The 13508-nt window shown below is 32.0% G+C and carries 13 protein-coding genes; all 13 read left to right on the top strand.

Annotated elements, in window-relative coordinates; translation table 11 throughout:
• Positions 1–17 precede the first annotated feature (17 nt).
• The 13 genes from ACSYT2_RS14245 (at position 18) to recQ (ending at position 13253) form a co-directional block, all read left to right on the top strand.
• Positions 18–320: a PTS lactose/cellobiose transporter subunit IIA gene (locus ACSYT2_RS14245; RefSeq protein ID WP_430856813.1), complete on the top strand. Its 303-nt coding sequence runs from the start codon at positions 18–20 to the stop codon at positions 318–320.
• A 44-nt stretch (positions 321–364) separates the two neighbouring features.
• Positions 365–706 (top strand): PTS sugar transporter subunit IIB, encoded by a 342-nt coding sequence (locus tag ACSYT2_RS14240; protein ID WP_430856812.1) that lies wholly within the window; start codon positions 365–367, stop codon positions 704–706.
• A 26-nt stretch (positions 707–732) separates the two neighbouring features.
• Entirely contained in the window at positions 733–2052 is a 1320-nt protein-coding gene (locus ACSYT2_RS14235; RefSeq protein ID WP_430856811.1) for a PTS sugar transporter subunit IIC, read from the top strand.
• Between the two features lie 153 nt (positions 2053–2205).
• A complete protein-coding gene (locus ACSYT2_RS14230; protein WP_430856810.1) occupies positions 2206–2931 on the top strand; it encodes a glucosamine-6-phosphate deaminase in 726 nt (241 codons plus the stop codon).
• A 12-nt stretch (positions 2932–2943) separates the two neighbouring features.
• Positions 2944–3894 (top strand): aldo/keto reductase, encoded by a 951-nt coding sequence (locus ACSYT2_RS14225; RefSeq protein WP_430856809.1) that lies wholly within the window; start codon positions 2944–2946, stop codon positions 3892–3894.
• A gap of 13 nt (positions 3895–3907) precedes the next feature.
• The gene (locus ACSYT2_RS14220) at positions 3908–4684 is read left to right on the top strand and encodes a sugar phosphate isomerase/epimerase family protein (protein ID WP_438385066.1); all 777 of its coding nucleotides are present in this window, start codon (positions 3908–3910) and stop codon (positions 4682–4684) included.
• A 44-nt stretch (positions 4685–4728) separates the two neighbouring features.
• Complete coding sequence (locus tag ACSYT2_RS14215; RefSeq protein WP_438385065.1) at positions 4729–5883, top strand: iron-containing alcohol dehydrogenase; 1155 nt, start codon at positions 4729–4731, stop codon at positions 5881–5883.
• A gap of 10 nt (positions 5884–5893) precedes the next feature.
• Positions 5894–6739 (top strand): class II fructose-bisphosphate aldolase, encoded by an 846-nt coding sequence (locus ACSYT2_RS14210; protein ID WP_438385064.1) that lies wholly within the window; start codon positions 5894–5896, stop codon positions 6737–6739.
• 9 nt (positions 6740–6748) lie between these two features.
• Positions 6749–7765 carry a 5-dehydro-2-deoxygluconokinase gene (gene iolC, locus ACSYT2_RS14205; RefSeq protein ID WP_438385063.1) on the top strand — a complete coding sequence of 339 codons (1017 nt, stop codon included), beginning with the start codon at positions 6749–6751 and terminating at the stop codon, positions 7763–7765.
• 4 nt (positions 7766–7769) lie between these two features.
• On the top strand, positions 7770–8558 hold the full coding sequence (locus ACSYT2_RS14200; protein ID WP_438385062.1) for a 5-deoxy-glucuronate isomerase: 789 nt from the start codon (positions 7770–7772) through the stop codon (positions 8556–8558).
• A gap of 11 nt (positions 8559–8569) precedes the next feature.
• Complete coding sequence (gene iolD / locus ACSYT2_RS14195; protein WP_438385061.1) at positions 8570–10501, top strand: 3D-(3,5/4)-trihydroxycyclohexane-1,2-dione acylhydrolase (decyclizing); 1932 nt, start codon at positions 8570–8572, stop codon at positions 10499–10501.
• Positions 10501–11262: a formate/nitrite transporter family protein gene (locus ACSYT2_RS14190; RefSeq protein ID WP_438385060.1), complete on the top strand. Its 762-nt coding sequence runs from the start codon at positions 10501–10503 to the stop codon at positions 11260–11262. The genes iolD and ACSYT2_RS14190 overlap by 1 nt, the downstream gene beginning before the upstream one ends.
• 218 nt (positions 11263–11480) lie before the next feature.
• A complete protein-coding gene (gene recQ, locus ACSYT2_RS14185; RefSeq protein WP_438385059.1) occupies positions 11481–13253 on the top strand; it encodes a DNA helicase RecQ in 1773 nt (590 codons plus the stop codon).
• Positions 13254–13508 lie beyond the last annotated feature (255 nt).

Here is a 13508-nt window from a genome sequence, read left to right as displayed (position 1 = left end):
TTTAGGAGGAAAAGGACATGAATATTGAACAAATTAGTTTTGGAATTATATCATTTGCAGGGGATAGTTTTTATCAAATGAAGGAAGCTATTCAAAGTGCAAAGAAAAAAGATTTTGATAAGGCAAATGAATTTATGGCTGAGGCTAAGAAATTATTAAGAGAAGCTCACGACATACATACAAAGATAATTGTAGGTGAAGCTGGTGGAGAGAAGGCAGAATACTCAGTTCTTCTATCACATGCACAAGATACTATGATGAATGCAGTATTATTTGAGACTATAGCTGAGGAATTAATAGATGTATACAAAACTAGATAGTTAAATATTAAGTCATAAAATAAATTTATAGGAGAGTGTTTAAAATGAAATTTGATAGATTACATATTTTATTATGCTGCAACTTAGGTGCATCAACAGGAGTTATGGTTAACAAAATGAGAGAAATAGCAATGAATAGTGAAAAGCTTAAAGGTGTTGATATAAAAATTGAAGCACATCCAGCTAGTGACTTAATTGAATATATTGATGACTTTGATGTAATTATGCTTGGACCACAAATTAAGCACAGATACAATGAATTAAAAGAAATATGTGATTCAAAGAAGAAACCATTAGAGGTTATTGACACAAGAGATTATGGAACAGTAAATGGTGCTAATATTCTTAAATCAGGAATACTTCTTAAAATGAAAACATTAGAATAAAACTAATTTGTTAGGAGGGTAAACAAATGACTAAAGAAAATTCAAAAATGGAGAAATTAGTTAGATTTCTTGAAAAGTATCTTAGTCCTATAGCATCCAAGGTAGAAAAACAAAGACATGTTCAATCTATAAAAAATGGTATGATGGCTCTTATTTCAGTATTAATGGTTGGATCATTTACACTAGTAATATCAGCAATTGGACAACTATTCCCTGAAGGATCAGCAATTAAAGAATTCTTTATTAATAATGGGGAAGTATTAAATTTACCATTTAACTTTACCTTTGGATTATTGGCACTGTATTGTGCAATAACGATATCTTATAACCACTCAAAACAATTACAAATACCATATGCACATGGAATATTAGGTGGGGTTTTAACAACACTTATACTGAATGTGAAAATAGTTGATGGTGTTATGGATACTCAATTCCTAGATTCAAGAGGCTTATTTGTAGCAATAATATCATCTTTAATTACAGTAGAAATAATGGCATTTTTTATAAAGAAAAAAATTACTTTAAGGTTTGAAGGCCTTCCAGAAATGATATCACAAACATTCGAATCAATAATTCCACTTATTACAGTATTACTATTAGCTTTAGGAGTTAGTTTAACAGTTGGTTCTGCAACGGGTGGACAAAACCTTCCAGAAGCATTTACAACATTCTTAGCTCCATCTTTAAGTAGTATTGATACTGTTTGGGCAGTAATGTTAATTTCATTCCTTGAAATGTTATTCTGGTTCGTTGGTCTAAATGGGTATGCAATTTTAGTAGGGTTTGTAATGCCATTTATGACTCAATACTTAGCAGCTAATGCTGCAGCATATCAAGCAGGAGAGATGATACCACATGTATTTGCACCAACATATTGGGATTACTTCTTAGGAGCTACAGGGTCAGGACTTACAGGGTGTCTTGTTATATTAGCAATTATGAGTAAGAGAAAGGACCTAAAAGCTGTAGGTAAAGCATCTATTTTACCGGCTATATTTACAATATCAGAACCAATGGTATTTGGATTACCAATAGCATTCAACCCATATTTATTCATTCCATTTGTTTTTGGAACACCACTAGTTGGAGCATTATCATTCTCAATATTTAAGGCAGGTATAGTTAGACCACCGGTTGTACATGTTGGAGGAACCCCAGTACCATTAGCTCAATATTTAACGACTATGGATTGGAAAGCAGTAGTTTTATTCTTTGCAATTATAGCTATTGGAGTACTAATGTATTATCCATTCTTTAAACTATATGAAAGAAGTCTAGAAAAGAAAGATGCATCAAATGATGAAAGACAAGCTGAATTAGATTCTTTAGATTTAGATTTCTAAAATTAAATAACATATGTAGGTGGCTTCTAAGTTAGAAAATCTAACTTAGAAGTTACCTAAATAGAAAGCGAAGTGCACTTACAGTAGGAAAAACCTTAAATAGTATAAGAAAAATATTTTTAACAATAACAAAAGAATTAAGGAGGCACTTAAATGAAAGTAAATGTGTTAGAAAACTATGAAAAAATGTCAAAAGCAGTAGCAGAATATATTATTGACTATGTGAATAATAAACCGGAGAGCTTATTATGTCTTGCAGGTGGTGATACTCCACTTTTAACTTATCAATATTTAGTAGAAGCAGCAGAAGAAGGTCAAGTAGACTTTTCTAAATGTAAATTTGTTTCTTTAGATGAATGGGTAGGTTTAGGAGAAGATGTAAAAGGAAGTTGTATAGAAACTCTATATAGAACTATATATGGGAAGCTTCCTATAGAAAAGGATCAGGTTTGTTTCTTTAATGGATTAGCTGAAGATCTAGATGAAGAATGTAAAAGAGTAGATAAGTTTATTTTTGAAAGTAATGGAGTAGATATAATGCTACTTGGTATTGGGATGAATGGTCACCTAGGATTTAATGAACCTAATGTTGATACAGATCTTTATTGTACTGTAATTCCATTAGACCCAGTTACTAAAACAGTTGGAGCAAAGTATTTTGACCAAGAGGTTAATGTAACATCAGGAATAACTTTAGGTATGAAACACATTATGGAATCTAAGAGCATTATTTTAATGGCTAATGCATTAAAGAAGGCTGATATAGTTAAGGCAACTGTTGAAGGAGAAATTAGTGTTAAAGTACCATCAAGCTTGGTTAGAGAGATAAATAATTCACAAATATTTTTAGATAAAGAAGCAGCTAGTAAGCTAAGATAGGAGGAAGACAATATGAGACATATTAATGTAAAGGGACATAAAGAAGGAAAGGAAATAGAGATAAAAGTATCATCATTACTTATGGGATCAGGCGATTTCTTAAGGATAGATAATATGGAATTTGCAGCACCAGTATTAGATAAGTTTATAGAACTTGGAGGTAATACATTTGATACTGCAAGACATTATAGACATAGTGAAAAAGCTTTAGGAGCATGGATGAGTGAAAGAAAAAATAGAGATAATGTTGTTATATTCACTAAGGGATGTCATCCAGTAAGAGAATTCCCAAATACCCCAAGAGTAAATCCAGAAGCAATAAATGAAGATGTAGCTACAAGCTTAGAGATGTTAGGAACCGATCATGTTGAAATGTTTGCTTTACATAGGGATGATGTAACTAAGCCAGTTGGTCCGATTATGGAGGCTTTAGACAAGTTAGTTAAAGAAGGAAAAATATATGCAATAGGAGTTTCAAATTGGGAACTAGATAGAATTATTGAAGCCAATGAATATGCAGAGGCACATGGATTAACTAAGTTTACATTTAATAGTCCTAATTTAAGCTTAGCAAAAACTCTAAAGCCAAGATGGCCTGGATGTGTTTCGGCTAATGAAGAAATGATTAAGTGGCATGAAGAAAATAATATGGCTATGATTTCATGGTCATCACAAGCAGGTGGTTTCTTCTCAGGAAGATTTACACCAGAGTATTTAGAAGATCAAGAAATGGTGGATGTTTTCTATTGTAAAGAAAACTGGGAAAGATTTGATAGAGCTAAGAAGATGGCAGAAGAGAAGGGGGTAACTCCGATTCAAATTGCTCTTGCATATGTTGTAAATCAAAAGTTCCCTACAGGTGCAGCTATAGGGCCAGAAAAAATGGAAGAATTATTATCTTCATATGAAGGATCAAATATTGTGTTAACAGAAAAAGAAGTTAATTGGTTAGATTTAAAGTAGGGGGATTAGAAATATGAAAGATAAAATTGCAGTTCAATTATATTCTGTAAGAAAAGAATTTGAAAAAGACTGTGAAGGAACTATTAGGAAACTTAAGGAAATTGGTTTTAATGCTGTTCAAGTGGATGGTATGAGAGGAAATGATCCTAATGTAGTAGCAGAATTATTAAAGAAATACGATATGAAGGTTATAGGGCTACATATAAAACATGACAGATTTTTTGATGATCTAGATGGAATTATAGAAGAGGCGTATCTATTTGACTGTAAGACAATTTATGATAAATATATCGAAGATGAGGATCAAAATGAAGATGGATATAGAAATACAAAGAAAGTTTTAATTGATGCTGCTCAAAAATTAAGTAACTTAGGATTTAGAGTTGGACTACATAATCCTGAGTACGACTTCAATAATGAAGTTGATGGAAGAGTAGTTATGGACTATATTACAGATCCTGTGAATGGGATTTCAGTATATGCAGAAGCTGATACATATTGGATAACTGTAGCAGGAAAAGATCCAGTTGAATTTATAAAGAGATATTCAGGAAGAACTCCAATAATACATATGAAAGATATTGATACTAGCCTTGATCTAAATGATATGGACAATAACTTAAGAGAAGTTGGATGTGGCGATGTTGATTTTGAAAGCATTATTAGATGGGGAGAAAAAAATGGTGTTGAGTATTATTGTATAGAACAAGATAGTTCAAAAATAGGAATGTTTGAGAGCTTAAAGATAGGCTTAGAAAACTTGACTAAGATCTGTGACAAATTAAAATAAAAAAAGTGGCGAAAGCCACTTTTTTAATAGGAGTGAGTAATAGTATGGCAAATTCATTTATAGTACCAAAATATATTGTAGCAGGAGAAGAGGCTTTAAAAGAATCAATTAGTTACTTAAAAGATTGTGGCAAAAAAGCTTTTATTGTAACAGACAAGATGATGGTGGAGTTAGGTTCTGTAACAAAGGTCATTAAAATATTAGATGAGGCAGATATTGAATATAGTATATTTAGTGAAGTTAATAGTGAACCAACAGATAAAATTATAATAGAAGGAATTAATGAATATAAGTTATCAGGCTGCGATTTCTTAATTGGATTAGGAGGGGGTAGCCCAATTGATGCAATGAAAGCAATTGGAGCTATGATAACTAACAATGGAGATATTACAGATTATGTAGGAAAAGTAATAGAAAAAGCACCTCCTAAGTTAGTAGCAATACCAACTACAGCAGGTACTGGATCAGAGGCAACTCAATTTACTATAATTTCTGATACTCAAAATGGTGTGAAGATGCTTTTAAAGGGATCTTATTTAATGCCATCAGTAGCAATTATAGACCCTATATTTACTCTTACAGCACCTAAAAATGTAACAGCTGCAACGGGGGTAGATGCATTAACTCACGCAATAGAGGCCTATACATCTAGAAAGGCACAGCCTCTATCAGATACTATGGCATTATCAGCTATTAAGAGGATATATGGAAATCTTTTGAAAGCATACAGTAATGGATCAGATTTAAAGGCTAGAGGGGAAATGGCTATAGCTGCATTGGAAGCTGGAATAGCATTTAATAATGCTTCTGTAACATTAGTTCATGGAATGAGTAGACCAATTGGAGCATTATTCCACGTTCCTCACGGATTATCAAATGCAATGCTTCTTAAAGAATGTTTAGAATTTGCTAAAGAAGGTGCGGTTGAAAGATTTTGCGATATGGCAAAGGCAATAGGAATTTACAAAAGTAGTATGACTTTAGAAGAGGGAGCAGAAGCTTTTTTAGAAGCAATAAAAGAATTATTAGTATCTTTAAATATAGATACATTAGAGGAGTTTGGAGTAGAGAAGGAAGAGTTTTTTGAAGTTATGGATAAGATGGCTGAGGATGCATTAATAAGCGGAAGTCCTCAAAATACAAGAAGATCACCATCAAAGAAAGAAATCATAGATATATACAAAGCTTTATGGAATTAGAGGTATAGATATGTCATTAGTTAATATGAGAGAGCTTATAAATAAAGCGGATAAAGAAGGATATGCAGTAGGAGCATTTTCAGTAGCTAACTTGGAAATGGTTATGGGTGCTATAAGAGCCGCAGAGGAATTAAATTCGCCAATAATATTGCAAATTGCAGAGGTAAGGTTAAATTATTCACCATTACATTTAATAGGACCCCTTATGATTGGTGCAGCAAAAAAAGCAAAGGTACCAGTTGCAGTTCATTTCGATCATGGTCTAACAGAAGAAAAAATTTCAGAAGCTTTAGAAATAGGCTTTACATCTGTAATGATAGATGGATCAAAGAATAGTTTAGAAGAAAATATTTCTATCACTAAAAAAATAGTAAAAAAAGCAGAAGCATATGGGGCAGCAGTTGAAGCAGAGATTGGAATAGTCGGCGGTAGCGAAGATGGCTCTGAAGATATAAAAATGAAATATACAGATGTATTAGAAGCTAAAAGGTTTTTTGAAGAAACGAAAGTAGATGCTTTAGCAGTTGCTATAGGAAATGCACATGGTCTTTATAAGTTTGAGCCAAAGCTTAATTTACAGAGGCTAAAAGAAATAGATAGCGTCATAGAGGTACCATTAGTTCTTCATGGAGGAACTGGCATAACAGCTGTAGATTTTAAAAATTCTATTAAATATGGAATAAGGAAAATAAATGTAGCAACGGCAACATTTAATTCAGTAGAATCTAAAGTTTATGATTTATACAAATCTAAAGAGAATAGAGATTATTTTAAACTTCATACAACAGAAGTTTTAGGAGCTTATGAAAATGTTAAAAAGCATATTGAAATATTTGGAAGTAAAATGAAAGCATAGGAGGAAAGTATGAATTACGTAAAGTTTGATAATAATAGACCAATGGATATAGTGCCAATAGGAAGAGTTGCAATAGATTTTAATCCGGTAGATATAAATATGCCATTATCAGAAAGTACAACCTTTAAGAAATATCTTGGAGGATCTCCAGCTAATATAGCGGTTGGTATGGCTAGATTAGGTAAGAAAGTTGGATTTATAGGCAAAGTATCAGATGATCAATTTGGAGAGTTTGTTGTTAATTATTTTAAAAATGAATCAATTGATACAACACAGATTTCAGTATGTAAAAATGGAGAATCTTTAGGATTAACCTTTACTGAAATTAAAAGCCCAACAGAAAGTAGTATATTAATGTATAGAACTGGAGTGGCTGATTTACAGCTTTCAGTAGAAGATATAAATGAAGAGTACATAAAAAATACAAAAGCTATAGTTATATCAGGAACAGCTCTTTGCGGAAGTCCTTCAAGAGAAGCAGCTTTAAAAGCTTTAGAGTATGCAAAAAAACATAAAACAGTAGTTATTTTCGATATAGATTATAGAAGCTATACTTGGAAGAATAAAGATGAGATTGCAATTTATTATTCAATGGTAGCTAAAAATAGCGATATTATCATAGGCTCAAGGGAAGAATTTGACTTAACAGAAGGTTTAATGGTAGATAGTTCATCAGATAATGAGACTGCAGAAAGATGGCTTGGCTATGGGAACAAGATAGTTGTAATTAAACATGGTAAGGATGGGTCAACAGCTTATACTAATGATGGAAAATCATTTAATATTAAGCCATTCCCAGTTAAGTTATTAAAGTCATTCGGTGGTGGAGATGCCTATGCTTCAGCTTTTATGTACGGATTATTAGAAGGATGGGATGTTATAGATGCACTTGAATTTGGATCTGCTTCAGCAGCAATGTTAGTAGCTAGCCATAGTTGTTCTGCTGATATGCCAAAATCTGAAGAAGTTAAGGATTTTATAAAGGCAAAGAAGGAAGAATTCGGAGAAATGGTTGCTAGGGGGTAAGGGTATGTTTGATTACTTAAATGAGATTAAATTTGGAGATAATATTATTTCAGAAATTAATGGTAAAAATAAAAACATGTTAATGGATACAAAGGTAGTTAAGATTAGCAAAGAAGATAAAGTTACTTATTTGGATACTAATAAAGAAACTGCAATTCTTCATATAAGTGGATCAATTAAACTTATATGGGAAGATAAGATTTACTTAAATACAAGAAAGTCATTATTTGATGAGGAACCAAGTTGTTTACATATATCTAAGGGTGTAGAAGTTACAATAGTAGCAATAGATGAAGCAGAGATATTAGTACAACAAACAGAAAATGATAGAACTTTTGAATCAAAGCTATACACAGAAAAAAATATTAGAAGTGATGTTTTTGGAGATGGAGTTGCAGGTGGAACATGTAGAAGAATTGTAAGGACAATATTTGATTATAATAACGCTCCTTACTCTAATATGGTGATGGGAGAGGTTATAACCTATCCAGGAAGATGGTCAAGCTATCCTCCACATCATCATCCACAGCCAGAAGTATACTTCTATAGATTTGATAAAGAACAAGGATTTGGAGCATGTTTCATAGGAGAAGATACTTTCAAAATAAAACACAATAGTGTTGCGAATATACCAGGAGGATTAGTTCATCCACAAACATCAGCTCCAGGCTACGGAATGTATTATTGTTGGATGATAAGACATTTAAAAGATAATCCATGGACATCTAGAATAGATGATGAGGCTCATACTTGGATTATGAAAGATGATGCGAAAATTTGGGAAGGTAAATAGGAGGAAGAACTATGGCAACAATTAGATTAACAACAGCACAAGCTTTAGTTAAATTTTTAAATAACCAATATATAAAGTTCGATGGAAAGGAGGAAAAATTTGTAGAAGGAGTCTTTACTATATTTGGACATGGTAATGTAGTTGGTATTGGACAAGCACTACAAGAAAATCCAGGAGAACTTAAGGTTCATCAAGGAAGAAATGAGCAAGGAATGGCTCACGCAGCTATAGCATTTGCAAAGCAAAAGAATAGAAAAAAAATATATGCTTGTACATCATCAGTAGGGCCAGGGTCAGCTAATATGGTAACAGCGGCAGGGACTGCAACTGCAAATAATATTCCTGTTCTTTTATTACCAGGGGATACTTTTGCAACAAGACAACCAGATCCTGTACTTCAGCAAATTGAACAGGTACATGATTTATCAATAAGTACAAATGATGCATTTAGACCGGTTTGTAAGTATTGGGATAGGGTAAATAGACCAGAACAGCTAATGTCAGCAATGATTAATGCTATGAGAGTATTAACTGATATTGATAATACTGGAGCAGTATGTGTAGCACTTCCTCAAGACGTGCAAGGTGAGGCTTATGATTTCCCAGAGTATTTCTTTAAAAAGAGAGTACATACAATTGAAAGAAGAATTGCTACTGAAGAGGCAATAAAGGAAGCAGTAGAATTAATTAAAAGTAAGAAGAAGCCAATAATAGTTTGTGGTGGCGGGGTTAAATATTCTGAGGGGGGTAAAGCATTAAAGGAATTCTGCTCCAAATTTAACATTCCCTTTGGAGAAACTCAGGCAGGAAAAAGTGCAGTTGAAAGTTCATTTGAATATAATTTAGGTGGCATAGGAGTAACTGGTGCATTATCAGCTAATCTTATAGCAGAAAAAGTAGATTTAGTAATTGGAGTAGGAACAAGATTTACAGATTTCACAACAGGATCAAAGAGTCAATTTAGAAATGAAGATGTAGAGTACTTAACTATAAATACTTCAAAATTCCATGCAGATAAAATGGATGCAACTAAGTTAGTTGGAGATGCTAAAGTTGTTTTAGAACAACTTGGGGAAGCTTTAGAAAAGTCAGGATATAAGAGTGAATATACAACTGAGATTAAAGATGCAAAAGAGGCCTGGGCTAAGGAATTGGAAAGATTATATTCAGTAGAATATAAAGAGGAATTTATTCCAGAAGTTAAAGGGCATAATGATAGTGCACCTAGAGAATTCTACGATTTACTTGGAAAGGCAATGCCTCAAACTCAAGTCTTAGGGGAGTTGAATAAATTCTTAGAAAAGGATTATATACTAGTAGGTGCATCAGGAAGCTTACCAGGAGACCTTCAAAGAGTGTGGTCTACAGAAGAGAAGGATAGCTATCATATGGAGTATGGATATTCTTGTATGGGATATGAAATCTCAGGAGGTCTTGGAGTAAAACTCGCAGAGCCTGAAAAGGAAGTTTATGTTATGACTGGTGATGGAAGTTACTTGATGCTTCATTCAGAGCTTATAACTTCGATTCAGGAGAAAAAGAAGATAAATGTAATTCTTTTAGATAATTCAGGATTTGGGTGCATAAATAATCTTCAAATGAATAATGGAATAGGAAGTTTCAATACAGAATTTAGATATAGAAATGAAAAAACTGGTCTATTAGATGGAGAGTATATAAAAATAGATTATGCTATGTGTGCTGCAGGATATGGGGTGAAAACATACAGCGTAAGAACTGTAAAAGAATTAAGAGAAGCACTTGAAGATGCTAAAAAGCAAGAAATATCAACTCTTATAGATATTAAAACCCTTCCAAAAACAATGACTGAAGGATATAACTCATGGTGGCATGTTGGAGTTGCAGAAGTATCTAAGAGTGAAGCTGTACACAATGCTTTTAAAGAAAAAGAAGAAGGATTAAGTAAAGCGAGAAGATACTAATGTATGTTAATGATGTGGTAAGACTTAATGAGCTAGCTAATGAGAAAGAAACATTGGCTAGTAATAATCCAATTAAGTTTATGCTGAGAGCAATGATGGCAGGATTTTATTTGATAGTTGCAATAATATTATCATATTCAATAGGTGCACTAACCCAAAGAATATCTCCAGAGCTTTCAAAAATATTAACTGCCATGACTTTTTCTATTGCTTTAGCACTAATAAGTTTTTTAGGTGGAGAGCTATTTACAGGGAATAATCTTGTAATGGGAATATCATTCTTCGATAAAAAAACAAAGATATTAGGACTATTGAAGGTATGGACATTAAGCTATTTAGGAAATCTTATAGGGAGTATTATTATAGGATTTATATTTATCAAAAGTGGTTCTGGCAAAGAAATATTTCCAGAATATTTAGCTACCATTGTGAATACAAAAGTTTCAATGACAGTAGTAGAACTTTTATTTAAAGGAATTTTGTGCAACTTTATTGTTTGTATTGCTGTTATGTGTAGCGTAAAGATGGAGTCAGAGATAGGAAAGATGGTGGCAATGTTTTGGTTAATCTTCGCTTTTGTATTAGCTGGTTTTGAGCACAGTATAGCCAATATGGGTATTTTTACACTAAGTTACTTTACTTTGGGGTCCTTACCCTGGGGAGGAGTCTTATTTAATATGTTTTGGGTGACTATTGGAAATATAATAGGTGGAACAATCCTTTATGGAGGAACTTTATATTTAATGAAAGTTGAAAAGTAATCTGACAATATTAAAGTAGTATAAGTAAGTTTAAAACTTTGAGTAGATAAAGTTAAGTTACAAGTCGTTATGACTTATAGCTTAACTTTATTTTATTTGAGTTAGTATGAAAAAGTTATAAACAATGAAAATTATATCTACAAGTCATTTCCATAAGTGATTAAAATATTGTAAAATAGATAAGAGTTATAGGTATTGAGTATAAAGAGGTGATGAAGTTGAATTATAGAGATAAGGCATTATATGCATTAAAAAAGTTTTATGGATATGATAATTTTAGAAATGGACAGCTTAATATTATTTTAAATATTTTATCTAATAGAGATGTATTTTGTATAATGCCAACAGGGGCAGGGAAGTCAGTGTGTTATCAGATTCCAGCATTGATAATGCAAGGAATAACAATAGTAATTTCACCACTAATATCTTTAATGAAAGACCAAGTAGATGGGTTAAAGGAAAATGGAATTAAAGCTGCTTATATAAATAGTACTCAAAATATGAATGAGATAAGAGAAATATTAAAGGATGCAAGTTTAGGATTATATAAACTTATATATATTGCACCAGAAAGGCTTGAGTCTAAGATTTTTGTGGAAATGATAAGAGAATTACATATTTCCCAGGTAGCAGTAGATGAAGCCCACTGTGTATCTGAATGGGGGCATGATTTTAGAATTAGCTATAGATATATTAAACCCTTCATAGAATCATTACCTAATAGACCTGTTTTATCTGCATTTACAGGAACTGCAACAGAAGAGGTAAAAGATGATTCAATGAAACTCTTAAACCTTAAAAGTCCATATATTTTTACAGGGGGTATTAATAGGGATAATCTAGCTATTAACATAATAAAAGAAGATGATAAGCTTGAGGGGATAAAGGATATTATAAAGAGTCATGAAGATGAATCTGGTATAATATATTGCCTATCTAGGAAAGAGGTAGAGAATTTATATCAATATCTAAGAGAATTAGGCTATAGCGTTGGTATGTATCATGGGGGATTATCAGATGAGGCAAAGGAAGTAGCACAAGAGGATTTCTTATTTGAAAGAATAAATGTTATGATTGCTACTAATGCCTTTGGAATGGGAATAGATAAGTCAAATGTAAGATATGTAGTTCACTGCACAATGCCTAAAAATCTTGAAAGTTACTATCAAGAAATTGGTAGAGGTGGTAGAGATGGAGAAGTATGTGACTGTTATTTATTTTATAATAGGGAAGATATAAGAAGAGTTGAATTTATTATAAATAAAAGTAGTAGTTTTAGTAGAAAAGAAATAGCTCTAAGAAAGCTTCAAGGGATAATAGATTTTTGTGAGGAAGCAGGATGCTATAGAAATAATCTAATAAAGTATTTCGATAAGAATTGGTCTAAGGAATACTGTGCAAATTGCAGTAATTGTTTAAATAATGAGGAACTTAGAGATTTTACAAGAGAAGCTCAAATGATCTTATCAACTGTATACAGGACTAGAGAGGCATTTGGAATATCAGTACTATGTGATGTATTAAGGGGGATAAGAGGTCCTAAAATTATTGACAATAAGTTGGATAAGGTGACAACTTTCGGATTAATGAAAGAATATAGCACTACTTTTATAAAAGGCCTAATCAAAGAGATGATTAATCAAGAGTTTGTAGCCTTAAAGGAAGGAACATATTCTATGCTTAGACTTAATCCAAAGTCAATGGATATACTATATGGAAGACAAAATGTATTATTATTTGTAAGAGAAGAAGAGCAGGCTATAAATAAAGAGTTATTTGCTATTCTTAAAAATTGGAGAAGGGAAGCTGCTAATAAAGAAGGAATAAAGCCATATATTATTTTTTCAGATGCAACTTTAATTGAGATAGTAAATAAATTACCAGATAAAAAAGAAGCACTATTAGATATAAGAGGTGTTGGAGAAAAGAAAGTTGATAAATATGGTGATGAGATATTAAAAATTTTACAGCTAAATAAGTTAGCCAACTAGGTTAAATTAGAAGACTATATCAAAATGGATATTAATTTATTTTGATATAGTCTTCTTTTTTATATAGAAAATAAGGAATATTACTGTGAGAGTTAGAATAAGAAAATAATAGAAATTATATTCTTAGAGTAAATAGCAACTTCTAAGAAAAACAAAATTAAATGGTTGTAACCTATTTACCATAGTTATAGATTATAGAGCCTATTAAAAAAACAACAAAATTATATTTAAAGTCATACTCTATAACTCAAGGTG

Source organism: Clostridium zhoujianii (assembly GCF_051590805.1).
Taxonomy (GTDB): domain Bacteria; phylum Bacillota; class Clostridia; order Clostridiales; family Clostridiaceae; genus Clostridium.
Note: the sequence above shows the minus strand (reverse complement) of the source record. Positions and strands in the feature narration are given on the sequence as shown.